Source organism: Streptacidiphilus rugosus AM-16 (genome assembly GCF_000744655.1).
Lineage (GTDB): Bacteria > Actinomycetota > Actinomycetes > Streptomycetales > Streptomycetaceae > Streptacidiphilus > Streptacidiphilus rugosus.
Genome location: NZ_JQMJ01000004.1, coordinates 4,378,224 through 4,398,103 on the forward strand (window position 1 = coordinate 4,378,224; position 19,880 = coordinate 4,398,103).

A 19,880-nucleotide genomic window follows, 5' to 3' on the forward strand; every position below is an offset into this window, starting at 1 on the left:
ATCTCGAGGAGCGTGCGCGTCGGGAACCGCCGTCAACCCTACCAGGGCGATCACCGCACGCCGCGCCGCACCCCCGCCGACCTGCGGCGGGGCTTGCGCCGACCGGGGGGTCGCACGACTGCCCCGTTCGGCTTGACGAACGCATATCACTCTGCGTAACCTCACACTCAGTTACGGCCAGGCGACGAAGCGCCCAAAGTTGTGCCGGGTTCGCGCCGTCCCGGGCCGCTACAGGCCAGGCGAAGCACGTGATCAGAACCACTCGCTTTGCACTTACGTCCGGGGAGACACATTGTCCAGCGACTACGCGAAACAGCTTGGCGGCAAGCTGCGCGCGATCCGCACCCAGCAGGGGCTCTCCCTGCACGGCGTCGAGGAGAAGTCCCAGGGCCGCTGGAAGGCCGTGGTCGTCGGCTCGTACGAGCGCGGTGACCGCGCGGTGACGGTCCAGCGCCTCGCCGAGCTGGCCGAGTTCTACGGCGTCCCGGTGCAGGAGCTGCTGCCCGGCAGCACCCCCGGCGGTGCGGCGGAGCCGCCGCCGCGTCTCGTGCTGGACCTGGAGCGCCTGGCCCAGGTCCCGTCCGAGAAGGCGGGCCCGCTCCAGCGCTACGCGGCGACGATCCAGAGCCAGCGCGGCGACTACAACGGCAAGGTGCTCTCGATCCGTCAGGACGACCTGCGCACCCTCGCCGTGATCTACGACCAGCCGGCCTCGCTGCTGGTCGACCAGCTGATCAGCTGGGGCGTTCTCGACCCGGACGCGCGCCGCGCGGTCCGCGAGGACGACGCGGTCTGAACGCGCTGAGCGTCTGATCCGCAGAAACGTTGCGGCAGGGTCCCGTCCGGTTCGGGCGGGACCCTGCCGCTTCTGCGCTCGGGCGGCTCCGCGCGCCGTGCGGGGACGCGGTGCCCAGACTGGAGGGGACAGCAGGCCACCATCGCCCCGGGAGGTTGCCATGACCGCCGTCGCCCCCGATCCGGAACCCGTGCTGCGCCTCGCGACCGGCTTCATGGCCGCCGAGCACCTCTTCGCCGCCAACGAACTCGGCCTCTTCGAGGCGCTCGCCGACGGCCCGGCCGATCTGCAGACCCTCGCCGCCCGTACCGGCCTGACCCCGCGCGCCGCCCGCATCAGCGCGGACGCGATGGTCGCGCTCGGGCTGCTGCTGCATGAGAAGGACGGCTACCGCAACTCGCCCGCGGCGCAGTTCTACCTGGCCGGGACCACGCCCGCGGACATGCGGCCGTTCCTCCGTTTCTGGGACCGGATCAGCTACCCCGCCTGGTCGGGCCTCGCGGACGCGCTGAGCAAGGGGCCGGCGGAGCAGATCACCGAGCTCGACGAGGAGTCCCAGCGCATCGCCTCCGCCGGCATCGAAGCCATCACCATGGGCACCGCGCTCGCCCTGGCCGAGAGCGACGCGCTGACCGGCCACGAACGGCTGCTCGACGTGGGCGGCGGCACCGCCTTCTGGTCGATGACGCTGGTGCGGGGCCGCCCGCAGCTGCGGGCGACGGTGGTGGAGCTGCCGACCGTCGCCGTGATCGCGAGGGAGCGCGTGGCCGCGGCCGGCCTCGGCGAGCGCGTGACCGTCGTGGACGCGGACGCGATGACCGCGCCGCTGCCGACCGGGCACGACGCCGCCCTGGTGGCCAACCTCGTCCACTACTTCTCGCCCCAGGAGAACCGCACCCTGCTCTCCCGCATCCGCGCGGCCGTCCCGCCCGGCGCCGCCCTCCTGCTCGCCGACTTCTGGACCGACCCGACCCATACCGAGCCGCTGATGGCGGCCCTGATGGCGGGCGAGTTCGCGGTCCACCTGCGCAACGGCGACGTCTACAGCGTCGACGAGGCCCGCGCCTGGCTCGACGGCACGGGCTGGCGCTTCACCGGGCACGAGCAACTGGGCGGCCCGATCAGCCTGGTCACGGCGGAGGCGGTGTAGCGCGGGGCGGCACGGCGCGGCGCGCTCAGGTGATCGGGTAGCGCACGGCCAGATCACCGTAGCCGCCGGCGCTCCAGACCAGTCGGCGGAACTCGCCGAGGCTCAGCGGGCGCGACGGCGCACCCGGCTCGGAGCGGAAGTGCGCAGTCCCGCAGCGCGCGCAGTACCAGCCGCGCGCCCACAGCTCCTCGGCCCGCGCCCGTCCGGCGAGCTTCTGCCGGAAGCCGATCCGCCGGGCGAGCAGCAGGACGACCAGGAGGATCCCGACCGCGTAGCCGACCCCGGCGACCCAGCCGAGCCAGGAGAGATCGGGCCAGGGGCTGGGGTTCGAACCGGCGGCGGGAGAGTATCCGGGAGGCAGCACAGGATCGACAGGGACCGCGCTGGTCGGGTCCGCGTCCGGCGGGGGCGCGATCAGATCGACGACGAGCGCGGCCGTCGACGCCACCAGCACCAACGGGGCCAGGCCGCCGAGCAGGCACCCCGCGCCGGAGGCCCTGGGAGCCGGGACGGGCGCGAGCGCCTGTGCCAGTCCCGAGGTCACCTGCCGGGTCTCGGTGTGCGCGGGGCTGTCCGCGTGGGCCGGGACGGCGACCCGCACCGAGTCCCTTCCGGCCAGAAAGACGGCCGGCACTCCGGCGACCCGGTCGCCCTGCCCGCAGTTGGGGCAGGCCGGTACGCCTGCGTCGTGGATCCCGTCCATGGCTCCCCCGAGTCGTCCGCGCGCAGCCTCATGTGCGCGAGGCCGCCAGTATCGCCCGGGGGACGGTCGCACGGGTTCACGATTCCGTCGCGGTCACGTCACAGCTCCGGGCGGCGGTCAGCGTTCGGTGGGGCGGCGGCCCATGCGGTTGGACATGCCGCCGAGGGCGCCGAGCGGAGCCTTGCGGGAGAGGGCGACCAGGGCCTGGTAGCGGCGGGAGGGGACGCAGATGGAGCGGCCCCGGGCGAGGTCCCGCAGGGACTGGTCGACCACGTGGTCGGCGTCGAGCCAGAGCCAGTCCCCCACCCGCGACATGTCCATCTCGGCGCGCTGGTGGAACTCGGTGCGGGTGAAGCCGGGGCAGAGCGCCTGGAGGCGGACGCCCGTGCCGGCGAGGTCGCGGTTCGCACCGGCCGTGAACTGCACGACCCAGGACTTGCTGGCGCCGTAGGTGCCGCGCGGCACGAAGGCCGCGACGGAGGCGACGTTGACGACGTAGCCCTTGCCGCGCTCGGTCATGCCGGGGACGGCCGCGCGGGTCAGCCGCAGCACCGCCTCGATGTGGACCTTGAGCATCGCCAGCTCGTCCTCGATCGGCACGTCGAGGAAGCCCTTCTTGAAGCCGAAGCCGGCGTTGTTGACCAGCAGGTCCACCGGCCGGTCGGCGTCGGTCAGGCGCGCCTCGACGGCGGCGATCCCTGCGTCGGTGGCGAGGTCGGCCCGCAGCACCTCGGTCGGGACGCCGTGCTCCTTGGCCAACTCCTCGGCGAACGCCGCCAGTCGGGCCTCGTTGCGGGCGACCAGGACCAGGCCGTGGGCGTCTCCGGCGAGCCGACGGGCGAAGGCGGCGCCGATGCCGGCGCTGGCGCCGGTGATGAGTGCAGTACGCATGGGCGAACGCTACTGCGTTCGCCCACGACGCGTGCGCGGCTCAGCCGACCAGGCCGGTCAGCTTCTCCAGCGACTCGACCAGCGCCTTGGTGGTCGCCTCCTTGATGCGCGCGGCCATCATGTTGACCGCCGCGCCCTTGAACTCGCTGTCCACGGTGACGGAGGTGCCCTCCCCCTCGGCCGCCAGCCGGTAGTGCTGGTGCAGCGAGATGCCCATGGGTCCCTTGCCGTCCATGGCCAGCGAGGCGGCGGCGGCGACCTCGGTCACGGTCCAGCTGACCTCGGCGGGCATGCCCATCAGCGTCATCTTCTCGCTGTAGACCGCGCCGACCGCCAGCTCGGCCGGGCCGCCGTTGGGGAAGGCGGTGTGGATGGTGTTCCACTCTCCGAAGCGTTCGAAGTCGGTGAGCACCGCCCAGACCTTGTCCGCCGGGGCGGGGATGGTTGCGCTGACGGATACCTCGGGCATGGCCGTTCCTCCTCGCAGAGCGGAGCATCACTGAGAGCGGAGGCTAGCCCGAATCTGACGGACCATCAATAACTGTGAACGAGCTGCCTTCCGCGCCGCCCACCAGCGCGTCCCCGAGCGGGGTGCGGCGGTAGAGCACCGAGCGCCCGGAGCGGGCCCGGCCGAGCAGACCGGCCGTGCGCAGCACCGCGAGGTGGTCGCCGACCGCGCCGACCGCCATGCCGAGACTGCGGGCCAGTTGGCTGGTGCTGGCGGGCGCGTCGAGTTCGGCCAGCAGCCGCGCGCGGGACCGGCCCAGCAGCGCGGCCAGCGCGCCGGGCTCGACGCGCCCGCCCTCCTCCCACAGAGCCGCCGTGCCGCGGGCGGGGTAGATCAGCGTCTTCGGCCAGGGAGCCTCCAGATGCGCGGCGGCGGCCGGCCAGACGAAGACGGAGGGGATCAGCAGCAGCCCCTCGCCGTCGAGCCGGACGGTGCCGCCACGGCTGAAGAAGCCCAACTCGATCGCCCCGTCGCGCCAGGCCACGCCGCGATGCAGGCTCTCCACCGCGGCGGCCCAGCCACGCTCGCCGATGACGCCCACCCGGTGCACCACGTCCCGCTCGCACACCGCCCGCAGTTGCGGCCAGTCGGCGGCGAGCAGCTCCTGCCAGGCGGCGTCCAGCGCCTCGGCGACGCGGGGCACGACGTCCGCGGACTCCAGCACCGCGCGCACCCGCGGCTCCCGCACCGGCACGGCGGCGTCGACGCGGGCGAACTCGCGGTGCGCTTCGGCAGCGGTGGTCGAGCGGATCACCGCGAGGTCGTCGGCCCAGGTCTGGGCGAGGCCGCGCGGCGGCGGGGCCACGAAGTCGGCGCCGAACCGCGAGGTGTGCAGCGCCAACGCCGCGTCCAGGTCGGTCTCGCGGCGCAGCCGGGCGAAGGCGGGCCCGAGCCGCTCCGCCCAGCCGCGCGGCAGCGGACGGTTCACGCCCTGCAGACAGCGCAGCAGGTTGCACAGCTCGAAGGCCGGCGACAGCGCGAAGCGGCTGCGCATCAGGTCCTCGGCGGCGACGGTGAGACGGAGCACGGCCTCACCCTACGAGCTTTCGTCCAGGGGCGAATCAATCGCGCGCGGCCGAGCGGGCGGACGAGGCTGGCCGCCATGACCACCGCCATCGAGGCGCCGCCCGCCGTGGCCCGCCGGACCCGCTACCGCGAGGTGCTGGCCGAACCGCGCTTCCGGCTGCTGTTCCTGACCCGCATCGCGGCCATCACCGCCGACTCGCTGCGCATCACCACCTTCTCCGTGCTGGTCTTCGCGAGCACCGGCTCACCGCTGCTCAGCGCCGTCGCCTTCGGCATCGGCTTCCTGCCGCAGCTGTTCGGTTCCCTGCTGCTCGGCTCGCTCGCGGACCGACTGCCGCCGCGCGCGCTGATCGTCGGCGGCTACCTGCTGGAGGCGGTGGCCGCGCTGCTGCTGGCGCTCGCGCCGCTGCCGATCGCGGCGAGCCTCGGGCTGGTGGCGCTGGTCGCGCTGGCCACGCCGCTGTTCAACGGCGCGTCGGGACGGCTGGTGGCCCGCTGGCTGACCGGCGACGCGTACGTGCTGGGCCGCTCGCTCAACAACATGGCCTCCTCCGGCGCGCAACTCTTCGGGCTGGCGCTCGGCGGGGCGGCCGTCGCCGCCCTCGGCCCGCACCGGACGCTGGCGGCCGGGGCGGCCCTCTACCTGCTCTGCGCCCTCGCGGTCCGGCTGCGCCTGCCCGTGCTCACGCCGGATCCGGACGGCAACCCGACCGGCGGCGCGGTGCGCGGCAGCCTGCGCGGCGCGGGGGCGCTGCTGCGGGCCCGCGGGGTCCGCCGACTGCTGCTCGCGCAGTGGCTGCCCAGCGCCTTCGCGGCCGGCGCCGAGGGTCTGATCGTCGCCTACTCGGGCCGGATGCGCTTCGCGCCCGGCTGGTACGCGGCACTGCTGGCCTGCCTGCCGATCGGCATGCTGCTGGGCGACGTCCTGGTGGGGCGGCTGCTGCGCCCGGCCACCAGGGAGCGGCTGGTCGTGCCGCTGGTCCTGCTGATGGGCCTGCCGCTGCTGGGCTTCGCGGCCGAGCCGGGGCGGTTCGTCGCCGGTGGGCTGCTGCTGTGCACGGGTTTCGGCTTCGCCAACGGCCTCGGACTGCAGCGGGCCTTTCTCGACGCGCTGCCCGAACGGGGCCAGGGCCAGGCCTTCGGGCTGCTGGGGTCAGGGAACATGACGCTGCAGGGCGTCGGACCGGCCTGCTTCGGCATGCTCGCCACCCTCCTCGGGGGCCACGGCACCGGCACGGCCATGGCGTTGGCCGGGCTCGGGGCGGTGCTGACCGCGCTGTGGACGCTCAGCTGGTGGCGAGCCAGATCCGCAGCGGTCCCAGCGGCGTGAAGCCTGCCTTCTCCGCCGCCGCGAGCTCCTCACCGCTCTCGTAGCCGACGACCGGCAGTCCCGGGCACCGGACCGAGGCGGCGGCCAGGCAGTCGTGCCAGGCCCGGGCGGCGTCGACGGCGGGGTCGGCGACGAAGAGGTTGGAGACGCCGACGACGCCCGCGCCCAGGTTCAGCACCGCACCCGCGCCGAAGTCGGGCGAGGCGAGCACCAGCACGGAGGGGTCCTCCAGCAGCGACGCAGGGAAGAGCCCCTCGACGCCGCCGTCCCAGGCGATCTCCCAGGCGGCCAGTCGTCCGGTGGTCCTGATCCGCTGCCAGAGCGGGTCACGCGCGGGCGGGTCGGCCGGGCGGCCGATCCACCGGGCGTCCAGCAGCGGCGCGAAGCCACGATCGGCGAGGTCCAGGGCGGCGAAGCTGTCCTTCACGGACGCGCCGCCGACGCCCAGGTCGATCCTGGCGAGCAGGTCGCCGGCGTCGGCGTGCTCGGTGAGGGTGACCGCGTCCGGATAGTAGGGCGGCGTGCGGGCCGGGCTGGTCCACGCGTCGAGGCGGAACTCGCCACGCAGCCCGTGGGCGCGGCAGATGGCCTCGCACCAGTCGGCGTTGTTGCGTGCCGCGGCGCGCAACAGGGCTTCTCGAACGTTCTCGGTCAACACCGGATGGATCATCGTCGACTCGGCGCGGCGAGCCAAGCGGATTTCTCCGGCCCCGCGGTTCCCGCCTCCAACTGCTCCGCCGACCGCCCGCCGACCGCGTCGTGACAGCGCTCCTGACATCTGACGGATAGTCAGATACTGTGGCGGCCGGGCCGGTGCTCCCCTCCCGTGGACACCCCGTCCGCCGCAGCAGCGTCGCATCAGGAGGAGATCAGCCGTGGAGTTCGGCATCTTCATCAACGGATTCATCCCCGGCCCGGCCGCCCACGACCGCGCCTCGGAGCACCTCGCGCTGAAGCGCGAACTCGACCTCGCCGTCAAGGCCGACAAGCACAACTGGAAGTACGTCTGGTTCGGCGAGCACCACTCGCTGACCGAGTACTCGCACATGTCCGCGCCCGAGGTGTGCATGGGCTACGTGGCCGCCCGCACCGAGCGGATCCACCTCGGCACCGGCATCAACTCCCTGTCGCCGCGCAAGGAACACCCGGTCCGCTACGCCGAGCGCGCCGCCATGCTGGACCACATCACCGAGGGCCGCTTCGAGTGGGGCACCGGCCGCGGCGCGGGTTCGCACGAGCTGGCGTCCTTCCAGATCATGGACAGCAACTCGACCAAGGCGGAGTGGGACGAGGTCTCACGTGAGATCGTGCGGATGTGGGAGCAGTACGACTACTCCTTCCACGGCGAGCACTTCACCGTGCCGACGCCGCACAACATCCTGCCCAAGCCCTACGGCCACTCCCACCCGCCGATCTGGATGGCGTGCGGCAACCCCGGTTCCTTCGCCAAGGCCGGCTCGCTCGGCATCGGCGCGATCGCCTTCAACTTCGAGCCGATCTACAACCTCAAGGGCCGGATCGAGGCCTACAAGGAGGCGGCCGAGAACCCGGTCGAGATCCTCGGCGACTACCAGAACAACAACGTGATGATGACCAACGCGGTCGTCTGCCTCAACGACCGCAAGCGGGCCCGCGAGATCGCGCTGTCGGCGGGCAACGCCTACATCGTCACGCTGGTCAACCTCTACCACGACACCATGCCCAAGTCCGCCGACGGCATCACCTGGCCCGAGCCGCCGATCGACCTCGGCGCGCTGGGCGGCGAGGAGCTGCTGGACCAGCTCATCGAGGGCGGCTACCTCCTCTGCGGCACCCCGGACGAGGTCTGCGAGCAGGTCGCCGCCTACCAGGAGGTCGGCTGCGACCAGCTGGTCTTCGGCATGGCCGCCGGCATGAACTTCGAGGAGCACCTGGAGATGGTCGAGCTCTTCGGCGACCGGGTCATCCCGGAGTTCGACCGCAACCCCGAGCACTCCACCGCGGCGTACCGGCGCGGCGCGGCCGGACCCAAGTACCCCTCCCACAACGGCCCGGTCGACCCTGACCTGAAGCACACGGTGCTGCCGCTGAGCGCCATCCTGCCCGTCCAGGACTGAGCGGGCGCACGGGCCGGAGGCCGCCTCCCCCTGGGGGAGGCGGCCTCCGGTCGTCGCGTCGTCGGTTCCGCGTGGTCAGTACTGCGTCGTCACGGTGACGCCGCTGAACGCGGTGTGGGCGTAGAGGCTGAGGTAGCGGTAGCCGGCCGTCTTGTTGGTGACCGTGATGGTCTGGACGGTTCCCGCCTTGGTGGAGGCCGAGGAGTGGTGGCTCGGCGTGGCCCAGCCGGTGGCGCTGTAGTAGAGGTACGGGTTGCCGGTGCCCCCGGACGTGGTGATCGTCAGGTTCGTGGTGCCGGCCGGGAGGTAGAGGTAGAAGTAGTCCAGGTTCCCCGCGGTCGCGGACTGGTTGCTGCGTGAGCAGTTCTGCCCCATCACGCGGGTGTCGGCCGCGGTGCACTGCGGCGGGGTGACCGGCTGCTGGCAGGCTCCCGCGGCGCAGGCGGTCAGCCAGCTGTCGAAGTCGGCGTCGTAGCCGGTGCCGATGCCGTTGTAGACGGCGTAGCCGCCCGCGTAGTCGCCGGTGCGGAAGTGGCCGAGCATGGAGTAGACGTCCTGCGGGTGGCGCTCCAGCATGTAGCGCACCGCGAGGTAGCCCCACGGGTAGGTGCGGGTCACGTCGCTGTTCTCGTAGGTGCTCTGGAACAGCGTGCTCAGCGCGTAGGTGTGCTTGGCCGCCTCGGTGACCGCCTCGTCGTCGGTGATGCCGCGGTAGGAGTACGAGTCGTACTCGGCCACGCCCTCGATCCACCAGATGTCGGGGACGGTGACCTGCTGGGCGAAGTCGCCCTTCATGTCGTAGCGGGCGTCCAGGATGTGCGTGTACTCGTGGTTGAGGTTCCAGATCCCGGCGACGAATCCGTCGTCGGGGCTCTTGATGTACATGATCGACATCGGCTGGTTGGCCGGGTCGGTCGGGTCCCCGGTCAGGGTGATCCCGCCGTTGTCGGTGTCGACGTCGAAGATCGCGCCGGCGTAGGTCTGGTAGTCGTTCCGGCTGGCGAAGACGACCAGCTTCACCGTGGACTCGTACTGGCCGGGTATCGGCCCGTTGTCCTTGACCACGTTGTGGAAGAAGGCGTCCTCGTTCAGCACGCTGGTGCAGGCCGCGGCGAGGTCGGCGGCGCTGAGGGACTGCGCCTGGATGGTGTGGGTGGAGTCGCAGGCGTGCGTGATGGGCAGCACCGCCGCGGTGAGCTGGGCGGGCAGGTTGCAGACGCCGTAGTAACCGCAGTTCGCGGCGTCGTAGTAGTTCGCCTGCGAGGCGACGGCGACCCACAGCGGCGCGGTCGGGCCGGTCATCGCGGTGGCGTTGAGCACCCCCTTGACCAGCGGCCTGACCTTCGGCTGCAGCGCCGTCTGGCCGGTGAAGCGGGCCAGGTCGTTGCCGGCGTTGGCGTCGACGTAGGAGTCGCCGGTACCGAGCAGGGCGGTGTGGTTCAGTGCGAAGGCGTCGAGGGTGTCGATGACGCTCGGGTCCGCGGTGACGGCGCTGACGAAGTCCGGGTTCCAGTTGCCGCGCCACAGCGGGGTGAAGACGTTGTTGACGGCCGGGGTCATGGTGCCGGTGGCGTCGTAGCTGCTGCTGTCGAAGGCGGTCAGGATGCGCTTGTAGACGTCCAGGTAGTGGGCCTGGTCGTCGGCGCTGTCGGTGAGGGTGATCACGTCGCCCAGCACTCCGCCGTTGGCGGCCGTGACGTCGGCGGAGTGCGGGTCGGCGAAGAAGGCGTCCATGCCGGCCTGCGTGGCGGCCGTCAGCGAGGCGTCGTAACTCCCCACCGCGGCACTGTTGTTGAACTGCACGTAGTAGCCGGCCCGGAGGAAGAGCACCAGCTGCCAGACGCCGGTGGAGTCGTCGCCGGGGTAGGCCGGGGCGGCGGCGGTGAAGGCGTCGGCGACGGTCAGCATCTGCGACTCGTCGAACACGTTGCCGGCGTCGGTGCCGGTGAGGCCGAAGAGCGTGTTGATGCAGTCCGTCGAGGAGGCCTCGACGAAGGAGACCAGCGCCGCGCCGGTCCGGCCGCCGAAGTCCGCCGGGGTACAGGAGGCCGCGGCGGCGCGGGCCGTCAGCCGGGCGTGCACCCCGGCATGGGCGGCGGTCTGCGCCTTCGACGGGCTCTGCGGGCGCAGGTGGGAGTGGTCCGTCCTGCCGGGCTGGACGGCGGGCTGCTCCGACCCGCCGGTGTTCCTGCCGAGCGGCGCGGGGGTGCGGGCGAGCCGCTGGGCCGAGGCGGCCGGGGCGGCCGCGGTTCGCGGCGTCCGGGCCGAGGTGGCCGCGGCGGCCGGCGGCGTCAGGAATCCGGCGAGCGCGACGGCGGCCGCGAGGCCGCTCGCCACGAGTCCGGGCAGGGTGGAGCGGTAGCGCATCCTTACTCCATTCACGGGCAGATGCGCCTCAAGGGAGGGGTGCTGAGGCGTGGCAGGGACACTTCCAGCACGGACCCGCCGTCACAATACCGTGTGACATAGCACTTTGCTCCGTGTGCCATAACACGCCGCCCCGTGTTCACGTCCCTGACGCCCACGCCTGGAAGTGCGGCGCGCGGGAGAGCAGGTCGTGGTGCGCGGCCGTGGCGGCGCCGAAGAGGCTCTCCACGACCTGCTCGGCCACGCCGTCACGGCGCCAGGCCAGCACGTACCGGCACCAGACCGGGGTGCCGGTCAGCGGTTTGACCAGGACGTCGGCGATCGGCCGCAGGGTCGCCTGCACCAGCGAGACGCCGAGTCCGTCGGCGATCATCGCCTGGAGCTGCAGCCGGTCGCCGATGAACTCGTGCACCGCCGCCGGGCGGAACCCGGCGGCCTCGCAGGCCTCGTAGAACACGCCGGGCCAGCCCGCGCCGTCGTCCGGGGTCACGAACCAGGCGTCCTGCGCGAGGTCGGCGAGGGAGACCTCCGACTGGTAGCGCAGGCGGTGCCGGGCCGGCAGCGCGACGAAGCACGGCTCGGTCACGATCCCGCGGTGCGCGACCGCGTCCGAGTGACGCAGCGTCAGCCCCGGGTAGTCGGCCGCGATCGCCGCGTCCACCTCACCGCGCTCCAGCAGCTCCACGATCGTGGAGGAGGCGTAGACACTGCTGACGGTGAGCGCGACGTCGGGCATCCGGCTCCTGGCCCGTACCACCGTGCCGGACAGGATCGAGGAGTTGGTGGCCGCCAGGCGCAGCGTCTGCCGCACCGCCCCCGCGCCGGCCTGCGGGCGGCTGCCGATCGCGTCCGCCCGCGCCAGCACGTCCCTCGCCTGCCCCAGCACCTCCATGCCGTACTCCGTCAACGCCACGCCGGACGCCCGGCGTTCGAAGAGCGGCTCGCCGAGGAAGCGTTCGATCCTGCGCAGTTGCGTGCTGATCGCCGGCTGCGAATGCCCCAGCACCGCCGCCGCGCGCCCGACACTGCCCGCGTCGGCGATCGCGCACAGCACCCGCAGGTGCCGCAGTTCCAGTTCCATCGGCGTTCCCTCCCCGTCCCCCGTCGGCAACCCCCATGAAGGGAGACGGTAGGGAAGGGGCCCCGGTCACGGAAACCGGCGACGGATCGGGGACGTCGGGGAGCATACGGAATCGGTGGCCGGACCTCCGTGGTCGGCAGGCAACGCAGCGGGAGGGCCGACCGCCGCTCCTGTCGGCCCGAGGGCAGCGGCGGGGGCGCTCAGCCTCGGTGCAGGACCCGGAAGCGAGCCGGGTCCGCCGGGTCCCTGTCGGCGACGGCGACGGGAGCCCAGGCCCACTGCCAGGCGCTGACGCCCGGCGCGCGGGAGAAGCGGATCAGCCCACGGGTGCCCTCGACGGCGACCTTCGGCCAGGCTTCGGCGATGCGCGTCCGGTCGGCACCGTGGGATCTCAGCACCTCGGCGAGAACGGTGACCGTGTCGTGGCCCTCGAAGGCGACGAACGACGGGGCCGTGCCCAGCTGCTCCCCGAGCGCCGCCGCGACCCGTGCGCCGCGCGGGCCGAGACGCTCGGGCAGGTAGCGGAGAAAGGGGACCCCGGCGCCGTCGTCGCCCAGCAGCTCCGCCCACTCCGTGAGTTCCGGCTGCCCCGCAGGGGCGCCGACGAGCAGCCCGGCGAGACGCCCGTCGCGGCGGACGGCCCGCACGATCGGGACGGCGGGCTCCGGATGGCCGACCAGGAGCAGCAGGGCGGTGGCCTCCTGTGCGACGAGCTCGTCGCACAGGGCCGCGGGGTCGAGAGCGCGCGCGTCCAGTTCGACGAGGGTGCCGCCGCGCCGAGCCAGGTGCTCACCAAGGATGCCGGCCCCCGACGCCCAGTAGACGCTCGGCTCGGTCGCCACGGCGACCCGCGTGCGGCCTGCGGCGAGCAGGAAGTCCGCGTAGACGCGCCAGCCGTGGGACTGGGCGGGGGCGATCCGCGCGACCCACTCCGTCGGCTGCTCGGTGAGCGCGTCGATCACCGCCGAGGAGCAGAGGAACGGCAGCCCGAGCGCGTCCGCGCGGGCGGCGACGGCCCGGGCGACCACGCTGTGGTACTCCCCCGCCAGGGCCGCCGCACCGAGCGCCGCCAGCTCGTCCACGGCCGCGACGGCCCGCTGCGGATCGGCCGCCGTGTCGCGGACCACCAGGTCGAGCGGGCGGCCTTCGATCCCGCCGGCCTCGTTGACCTCACGTGCGGCGAGTTCCAGCCCGGCGAGCAGGTGCCGGCCCGACTCGGCCCAGCCGGGCCGGGTGAGCGGGGCGAGGACGCCGATGCGGACGGACGCGCCGTCAGGGCGGTGCGGCTCGGTGGACGGTGAGGGCGTAGGCATGTGCGTGGTCTCCCTTGCGACGATGTCCGCCATTGCATCGATCACCGGAGCCGACCGGCAAGCGGATATCCGCGGTCGCGGGCAGGTCCGGCCGGGTCAGGGGCGCTCAGTGGACCGTCTTGAGACCCACCACGCCACCGATGATCATCGAGAGGAAGAGCAGGCGCGGCAGGCTCACCGGGTCGCCGAGGGCGAGCATCCCGTAGACGGCGGTGCCGAGGGTGCCCACGGCCACCCAGACGGCGTAGCCCGTGCCCAGCGGGACCGTGCGCAGGGCGTAGGAGAGACCGGCCATGCTCAGCAGGACCGTGACGCCGAAGACGACGCTCGGCAGCGGACGGGAGAAACCCTTGGACGCCTGCAGGGCGACCGCCCACACCGTCTCAAGCACACCGGAGACGAGCAGGACCAGCCAGGCCATGACGCGACCTCTCGCAGTAGGGGGCGGCGAACCTCACCGCTCTTGCTGCGCCGTCTTGTCCGACCGGGTACGACGCGCTCGTCCGGGGCGGGGCACGCTGTCCGCGACCTCCGCCGCATCGACCGTAACACGGCCAGGATCAGGGGCCTTGTGGCTAGGCTGGGGCCCATGGCGCTGCCGAGGCTGGACCTTGCCGAACGAAGGAACCGGATCGCCGCGCGGCAGCTCGCGCGAAGGGAGACGCCGCTGGCGGTGGCCGACGCGCTGCTGGGCCTGCACGCGACCGATGCCGCGACGGTCCATCTCTCGGTCGCCGCGCGGCTGGAGGTGCCGGGCGCGGAGGCGGTCGGACGGGTGGAGCAGGCGCTGTACGACGAGGTCTCGCTGGTACGGCTGCTCTCCATGCGGCGCACGCTCTTCGTCGTGCCCGTCGACCTCGCGCCCGTCGTCGACTCGTCGACGGCGCGCGACATCGCGGCCAAGGAGCGGGCCAAGCTGCTGGACTTCCTGCGCGAGGGCGGCGGCTGGGACGCCGCGTGGCTGGCCGCCGCCGAGAAGGAGACGCTCGCCGCGCTGGACCGGCTGGGCGCGGCGACCGGGCAGGAGCTCGGCGCGGCCGTGCCCGCCCTGCAGGAGCGGGTGACCGTCGCCGCGGGGAAGCCGTACGAGGCGGTGCAGACGGTCGCCTCGCGGGTGCTGCGGGTCCTGGCCGCCGAGAACCGGATCCGCAGGGACCGGCCGCGGGGCAGCTGGACCTCCAGTGCCTACCGCTGGGTGCGCAGCACTCCCTGGCCCGACCTCGCCGCGGCGGACGCCAGGGCGGAACTGGTCCGCCGCTGGCTCGCCTGCTACGGCCCGGGCACGGAGGCGGATCTGAAGTGGTGGACCGGCTGGCCGCTCGGCCCGGTGCGCAAGGCGCTCGCCGCGGTGGGCGCGGAACGGGTGACCGTCGAGGGAGTCGCCGGCGGCGAGGGCTGGGTCCTGCCGGGCGACGCGGAGCGGACCGCCGAGCCCGCTCCCCGAGCGGCGCTGCTGCCCGCGCTGGACCCGAGCGCGATGGGCTGGCGCGAACGCGACTGGTACACCGACCCCGCCCACGCGGACCGGCTCTTCGACCGCACCGGCAACATCGGCCCGACCGTCTGGTGGGCGGGGCGTGTCGTGGGCGGCTGGGGCCAGGCGCCGGACGGCTCGGTGGTCTGGAAGCTGCTGGAGGACGCCGGCACGGACGCCGTCACCGCCGTCACGGCGGAGGCGGCCCGCACCGCCGAGGTGCTCGGCGGTGCCCGCGTCACCCCGCGCTTCCGGACCCCGCTGGAACGCGAGCTCGGCGCGGGGTGACCGCCCGGGCTACGGGCGACCCGCCAGCAGGTCGCCGATCGTGGCGATGCCCTCCCTGACGGCCCGCTCCCCGACGTCGCCGAAGCCGAGCACCAGCCTGGGCGGGGCGGCGTCCCCCGCCGCGCGGCACCTGGCCATGCCGTAGACGCCGACCGAACGCCGGCGGGCAGCGGTCACGACCGCCTGCTCGTCGAGGTGGTCAGGCAGTTCGGCGACGGCGTGGAAACCCGCGGCGAGCCCGGTGACCGCGACGTTCGGGGCGTGCTCCGCCATGGCGTCCAGCAACGCGCTCCGGCGGGTGGCGTAGACGACGCGCATGCGCCGCAGATGCCGGTCGAAGCGCCCGGACTCGATGAGCTCGGCGAGCGCGAGCTGGTCGAGGGTGGGCGTGCCGCGGTCACTCGTGTGCTTGCGTCGTGCGACCGGTTCGGCGAGTCCGGGCGGACAGAGCAGCCAGCCGAGGCGCAGCGCCGGGGCGAGTGACTTGCTGACGGTGCCGATCGAGACGACCCGGTCGGGAGCCAGCCCCTGAAGGGCGCCGACCGGTTCGCGGTCGTAGCGGAACTCGGCGTCGTAGTCGTCCTCGATGACGAAGCCGTCGTGCCGGGACGCCCAGCCGAGGAGGGCGAGCCGCCGCTCGGGCGCGAGGACGACGCCCGTCGGCCAGTGGTGCGCCGGCGTGACCACGACCGCACGCGCCCCCGTCGCGGCCAACGCGTCCACGTCCAGGCCGTGTCCGTCGACCGGCACCGGCACCGCGTCGAGGCCCGCGGCCGCGGCCGTGGCCCGGAGGGTGGTGGGCGAGCCGGGATCCTCGAACGCGACCTTGCGCACACCCCGGTCGGCGAGGACGTGCAGCACGAGCTGGAGGCCCTGGGCGTAGCCGTTGCAGACGACGGTGTGTTCCGGCTCGGCCGCCGCGGACCTGACCCGGCGCAGGTATCCGGCCAGTACCTCGCGCAACCGGGCGCTGCCGCGCGGATCCCCGTAGTCGAGCAGCGCGGTGGGCATGGTGCGGGAGGCCTCGCGCGTGGACCTGAGCCAGTCCTGCATCGGGAACGAGCCCAGGTCCGGCACGCCCCAGCGGAAGTCCGCGACCAGCCGGGGCTTCACCGCGGGTGCGGTCGGCCGGGCCGGCGGGACGACGGCCCCGACCGCGACCCTGGTGGCCGCGCCCGGGCGCGTCACCAGGTAGCCCTCGGCCTGCAGTTGGGCGTAGCACTCCTGGACCAGTCCGCGCGAGACGCCCAGCGAGCGGGCCAGACCGCGCGAGGAGGGAACCGCCTCGCCGACCGCCAGTCGGCCGGTGCGGATCGCCTCCCGCAGCGCCGCCTCCAATTGGGCGAGCAGCGGCCTGCGACTGGTCCGGTCGAGGGCCAGCAGCAGCTCGGGCGAGGAACTGGACCACTCAGGAGGCATGGAACTGGAGCTTACCGGCGGTCCGGTCGCGCCCTTAGCGTGCCTCTGTGACCGAGATCGTCGACGCGGCCCCGGGGTCCGGGCTCGGCACGCCGCTCGGAACGCCGTTCGGCACGCCGCTCGACACAGGCCGGTTGACGACCATCACCACCCATCGAACCGAGGAGCACTCGTGCAGCACCATCCGCGCACCGACACCGGGGTGAACCCGCCCGGTGACGTCGACGGACAAGGTTTCCGTTGCCTCCGTGACGTCACTTCGGCCTCCCTGCCCGGGATCGACGCCCGCACCGCACCTGCGCCGCCCCCGACCGACGTGAAGTCCCCCTTTCGGTGCTCCCGTTGATCCTCCTCACCAAGGACCGCCCTTGAACGCCTTCTCGAACGTCGACGCCAGCGGACGGGCCGCCGAGCTGCTGGACTACCTCGACCACGCCGACCGCGGCCTGCGCGCCCCCAAGGCGGCGCTGCGTTCCGGGCTGGATCTCGACCCGGGCAGCCGCGTACTGGATCTCGGCTGCGGAGGCGGGCACGAACTGGTGGCGCTGGAGGAGGCGGGCATGGACGCCTACGGCGTCGACACCAGCGCCGCCATGCTCGCCTCCGCCCGCGACCGTCTCGCCGCGCTCGGCCGTCCGGCACGGCTCGGCCAGGCCGACGGCGCGGAACTTCCCTTCCCCGACGGCTACTTCGACGGCTGCCGGATCGAGCGCGTGCTCCAGCACGTGGCGAACCCGGCGGCCGTCCTTCGCGAGGTGCGCCGCACGGTGCGGCCCGGCGGGCGGGTCGCACTGCTGGAGCCGGACTGGGCGTCCTTCACCCTGGCCTCGGCCGATGCCCACGCGGCCCGGTCGGTGGCCGACCAGGTGGGCGCCGACATCACCCACCGGGACATCGGACGGCACCTGCGCCGTCTGCTGGTGCAGGGCGGGTTCACCGAGGTGCGGATCGAGGTCGAGCTCGTCGTTCACACGTCCCTGGAGGACCTGTCCCGCATGGTGTCCTTGGAGCGCGCCGCCGAACGGTCCTGCGCGAGCGGCCTGCTCGACCGCTCCCGCGCCGCGGAACTGCTGCGGGAGCAGCGCCGTCTCTCCGACGCCGGCGCCTTCCACAGCACGATCAACCGTTCCGTCCTCGCCTGGGCCTGCCGTCCCTGAGCCGACCGCGGTGAGCGGCCGTCAGGCTCCGAGGGGAGTCCTGACGGCCGCTCACACGTGCTGTGCCGACGTCAGGTCAGGTGCACCGAGGCGTCGTCGATCAGGAAGGCGGTCTGGCCCGTCGTGGAGTGGGAGACCAGCTTGATGCCGACCGTGGCGCCGAGCTCGTTGGTGATCCACGGGGTCAGGTCCAGGTTCTGCAGCTGGTAGCCGTTGGTCGCGTTCTGGTTGGACCAGGTCTTGACCACGCCGATCTCGTTGCCCGAGTACTGGTCGTAGAGGACCAGGGAGAGGGTGTCGGCGGCGGAGCCGCTCGGGGCCGTGCCGGTGATGTCCAGGTAGAACGAGAGGTTCTCGTGGTGGTAGCCGGGGGTGGTCTCGACCCACTGCGTGATCGAGTCGTCCTGGCTGGTGTTCTGGCCGAGCCACGCGTAGCCGTTGCCGGTGCGCGCCTGGTGGGCCGTGGCCGTGGTGATGACGTTCCAACTGCTCTCGTTCCACACCGTGTGGTCGTAGCTGCCGTTCTCGAAGCCCGCGTCGTTGAGCTGCTCGATCGGGGTGCACCCGACCTGCGGGCCGTTGAAGAACCCGAACCACGAGGTCTGCGACTGGCTGTGCCCCTGGGCGTCGGTCGCGGTCACGGTGACGGACTGCCAGCCGGTGGTCGACGTGCTGCCGGTGATGTGACCGCTGTTCGGGTCGATGGAGAGACCGGCGGGCAGACCCGAGGCCACGTAGGTCAGCCTGCTCGACGCGGAGTCGGACGCCAGCATTGCGACGTCGATCGGCGTGTTGGTGGGCAGGGTCTGGTCACAGGGCTTGGTGAGCAGCACCTGCGAGGTGTTGGCGAAGAGCGGGTCGTCGCCCGTGCAGTTGTGGTCGTAGTTCGACCAGGTGGTCTGCACCGGGAAGACGCCGGTCGAGAGCGTCAGGTTGAACAGCCCGCCCATCGTCCCCTGCGGGATCCAGGAGCACTTGTCCGCGTTCTCCTGGCCCGTCGCGTCCGTCCAGGCGCCGACCGGGTTGGTGTCGCTGATCGTCTCCATGTACTCGTGGCCGCCGATGATGCCGTAGCCGTCGAGGTGACCGCGCTGGCCGCCGTTGATCCAGTTGGTGCCGCAGTACTTGTTGTCGGTCAGGTACGGCATCAGCGTGTAGGCGACGGTGCCGTAGCTGCTGCGCTGGAAGGTGTGCCAGGCGCAGTAACCGAGCTCCTGCCAGTGGTCGGAGTCCGCGCCGGGAACCGTGTTGATCACGTACTGGACGTTGCGGTTCTGGTTCGGCGTGGTGTTCCCGAAGTGCTGCGCGGCGCTGAGGGCCTCGGCGGCGATCTGCGGCTCGGTGGCCGCGCCGGGCGCGGCGGCCGCGTTGTCGTACCAGACCCCGGCCAGCGTCCTGCCCGCGACCGGGAAGCCGACGTGGTTGGCCCCCGCCGGACAGGAGGCGCTGCCCGCCGCGATCCCCTCGCAGTACTGGGTCGGCACCTTGGACCAGGTGTCGGTGCCGCTGCCCAGGCCCTTGAAGAATTCCTGCTGGTAGGGGGCCGCGCCCTCCGGGTCCCCGCTCAGGGTGACGTCGCCGGTGGCCGGGTCGGTGCCCTGGGCGCCCCACTGGCTTCCCCAGTAGACCAGGTAGACCTGCGGCGGACCGGTGGTGACGCCGATCGAGTCCTGGCCGCCGCGGTAGGTGAGGTTGAGGTCGTAGTTGTTGTAGGGGCGCGGGCGGATCTGGGCGCTCTTCGTCGCGGCGGCGGAGGCGGCAGCGGCGGCGGCCTTCTCGGCGGCCTTGCGCACGGTGAAGGTGTGCTGGTTCAGCATCACCTGCGGCTTGGTCTCGATGCTCTGCACCCAGACGCCGTTCACCTGGATCCAGCCCTCGTCCGCGGGGTGGGCCCGCTGCGGAGTGGCCTTCGGTGGCGTGGGGGCGGGCTTCGGCTTGGGCTTCGTCGGCTGCGGCAGGTGGGCCGAGACGGCCGAGCCGGTCGCGACCGGAGGCGTGTACGCGGCGGCGGTGCCGACCATGCCGACGGCGGCGACGCCGAAGGCCAGCGCGGCGACGAGGCCGCGCCTGGCCGACGAGAGCCGGCGGGGACGGGGTGTGGACACAGGGGTCCTCTCGGGAAGGGATGCACGGGACGTGAAGGAACGGTGCGTCCGGGGGCCCTGACCCGAAGCAGTGCTATGACACATGTCACGTGGTATTCACGTCAAGACCTCCGCGCGGCCGATTTCGCGTGACCAGGGAACATGTGACATGCCACCAGCTGGCAGGGGCTACCACA

The 19,880-nt window shown here is 72.9% G+C and carries 18 protein-coding genes and 1 riboswitch; of the genes, 7 read left to right on the forward strand and 11 right to left on the reverse strand.

Going from position 1 to position 19,880, the window contains the following annotated elements; genetic code table 11:
• The first annotated feature begins 292 nt into the window (after nucleotides 1-292).
• Together bldD and BS83_RS29060 are read left to right on the forward strand one after the other, a co-directional pair.
• The gene (gene bldD / locus BS83_RS29055; protein ID WP_037606436.1) at nucleotides 293-796 is read left to right on the forward strand and encodes a transcriptional regulator BldD; all 504 of its coding nucleotides are present in this window, start codon (nucleotides 293-295) and stop codon (nucleotides 794-796) included.
• Nucleotides 797-956: 160 nt separating this feature from the next.
• A complete protein-coding gene (locus BS83_RS29060) occupies nucleotides 957-1,946 on the forward strand; it encodes a methyltransferase (protein WP_037606437.1) in 990 nt (329 codons plus the stop codon).
• Between the two features lie 25 nt (nucleotides 1,947-1,971).
• Here BS83_RS29060 and BS83_RS42310 read toward each other — a convergent pair whose 3' ends face one another.
• From BS83_RS42310 to BS83_RS29080, 4 genes are all read right to left on the reverse strand, one after another.
• A complete protein-coding gene (locus BS83_RS42310; RefSeq protein ID WP_051944238.1) occupies nucleotides 1,972-2,649 on the reverse strand; it encodes a hypothetical protein in 678 nt (225 codons plus the stop codon).
• Nucleotides 2,650-2,766: 117 nt separating this feature from the next.
• Complete coding sequence (locus tag BS83_RS29070; protein ID WP_037606438.1) at nucleotides 2,767-3,540, reverse strand: SDR family NAD(P)-dependent oxidoreductase; 774 nt, start codon at nucleotides 3,538-3,540, stop codon at nucleotides 2,767-2,769.
• Between the two features lie 40 nt (nucleotides 3,541-3,580).
• Nucleotides 3,581-4,009 carry a type II toxin-antitoxin system Rv0910 family toxin gene (locus BS83_RS29075; RefSeq protein ID WP_037606439.1) on the reverse strand — a complete coding sequence of 143 codons (429 nt, stop codon included), beginning with the start codon at nucleotides 4,007-4,009 and terminating at the stop codon, nucleotides 3,581-3,583.
• 43 nt (nucleotides 4,010-4,052) lie between these two features.
• A complete protein-coding gene (locus tag BS83_RS29080; protein WP_051944240.1) occupies nucleotides 4,053-5,075 on the reverse strand; it encodes an ArsR/SmtB family transcription factor in 1,023 nt (340 codons plus the stop codon).
• Between the two features lie 75 nt (nucleotides 5,076-5,150).
• On the opposite strand from BS83_RS29080, the gene BS83_RS29085 reads away from it, so the two are divergent.
• Nucleotides 5,151-6,404 carry an MFS transporter gene (locus BS83_RS29085; RefSeq protein ID WP_051944242.1) on the forward strand — a complete coding sequence of 418 codons (1,254 nt, stop codon included), beginning with the start codon at nucleotides 5,151-5,153 and terminating at the stop codon, nucleotides 6,402-6,404.
• On the opposite strand, the gene BS83_RS29090 is transcribed toward BS83_RS29085, so the two are convergent.
• Nucleotides 6,361-7,062, reverse strand: coding sequence for a hypothetical protein (locus BS83_RS29090; RefSeq protein WP_332262354.1), 702 nt, complete (start codon nucleotides 7,060-7,062; stop codon nucleotides 6,361-6,363). The two genes, BS83_RS29085 and BS83_RS29090, sit on opposite strands and share 44 nt — an antisense overlap.
• A gap of 217 nt (nucleotides 7,063-7,279) precedes the next feature.
• Here BS83_RS29090 and BS83_RS29095 point away from each other — a divergent pair, with 217 nt between their 5' ends.
• The gene (locus BS83_RS29095) at nucleotides 7,280-8,500 is read left to right on the forward strand and encodes an LLM class flavin-dependent oxidoreductase (protein ID WP_051944244.1); all 1,221 of its coding nucleotides are present in this window, start codon (nucleotides 7,280-7,282) and stop codon (nucleotides 8,498-8,500) included.
• Between the two features lie 75 nt (nucleotides 8,501-8,575).
• Here the strand turns inward: BS83_RS29095 and BS83_RS29100 are convergent, their stop codons facing one another.
• From BS83_RS29100 to BS83_RS29115, 4 genes are all read right to left on the reverse strand, one after another.
• Nucleotides 8,576-10,867 carry a M9 family metallopeptidase gene (locus tag BS83_RS29100; RefSeq protein ID WP_037606440.1) on the reverse strand — a complete coding sequence of 764 codons (2,292 nt, stop codon included), beginning with the start codon at nucleotides 10,865-10,867 and terminating at the stop codon, nucleotides 8,576-8,578.
• A 139-nt stretch (nucleotides 10,868-11,006) separates the two neighbouring features.
• A complete protein-coding gene (locus tag BS83_RS29105) occupies nucleotides 11,007-11,948 on the reverse strand; it encodes a LysR family transcriptional regulator (protein WP_037606441.1) in 942 nt (313 codons plus the stop codon).
• 200 nt (nucleotides 11,949-12,148) lie between these two features.
• Entirely contained in the window at nucleotides 12,149-13,261 is a 1,113-nt protein-coding gene (locus BS83_RS29110; protein WP_037610080.1) for an ABC transporter substrate-binding protein, read from the reverse strand.
• A gap of 106 nt (nucleotides 13,262-13,367) precedes the next feature.
• Nucleotides 13,368-13,682 carry a DMT family transporter gene (locus BS83_RS29115; RefSeq protein ID WP_037606442.1) on the reverse strand — a complete coding sequence of 105 codons (315 nt, stop codon included), beginning with the start codon at nucleotides 13,680-13,682 and terminating at the stop codon, nucleotides 13,368-13,370.
• Between the two features lie 44 nt (nucleotides 13,683-13,726).
• Nucleotides 13,727-13,785, reverse strand: a riboswitch (guanidine-III (ykkC-III) riboswitch).
• Nucleotides 13,786-13,850: 65 nt separating this feature from the next.
• Between BS83_RS29115 and BS83_RS29120 the strand changes: the two genes are divergently transcribed.
• Nucleotides 13,851-15,023, forward strand: coding sequence for a winged helix DNA-binding domain-containing protein (locus tag BS83_RS29120; protein WP_157597356.1), 1,173 nt, complete (start codon nucleotides 13,851-13,853; stop codon nucleotides 15,021-15,023).
• 9 nt (nucleotides 15,024-15,032) lie between these two features.
• Here the strand turns inward: BS83_RS29120 and pdxR are convergent, their stop codons facing one another.
• On the reverse strand, nucleotides 15,033-16,442 hold the full coding sequence (pdxR, locus tag BS83_RS29125) for a MocR-like pyridoxine biosynthesis transcription factor PdxR (protein WP_037606443.1): 1,410 nt from the start codon (nucleotides 16,440-16,442) through the stop codon (nucleotides 15,033-15,035).
• A gap of 47 nt (nucleotides 16,443-16,489) precedes the next feature.
• Here pdxR and BS83_RS45800 point away from each other — a divergent pair, with 47 nt between their 5' ends.
• Together BS83_RS45800 and BS83_RS29135 are read left to right on the forward strand one after the other, a co-directional pair.
• Nucleotides 16,490-16,648: a hypothetical protein gene (locus BS83_RS45800; protein ID WP_157597357.1), complete on the forward strand. Its 159-nt coding sequence runs from the start codon at nucleotides 16,490-16,492 to the stop codon at nucleotides 16,646-16,648.
• 162 nt (nucleotides 16,649-16,810) lie between these two features.
• Nucleotides 16,811-17,599: a methyltransferase domain-containing protein gene (locus BS83_RS29135; protein WP_051944246.1), complete on the forward strand. Its 789-nt coding sequence runs from the start codon at nucleotides 16,811-16,813 to the stop codon at nucleotides 17,597-17,599.
• Nucleotides 17,600-17,670: 71 nt separating this feature from the next.
• Here the strand turns inward: BS83_RS29135 and BS83_RS42315 are convergent, their stop codons facing one another.
• Entirely contained in the window at nucleotides 17,671-19,704 is a 2,034-nt protein-coding gene (locus BS83_RS42315) for an Ig domain-containing protein (protein WP_051944248.1), read from the reverse strand.
• Nucleotides 19,705-19,880 lie beyond the last annotated feature (176 nt).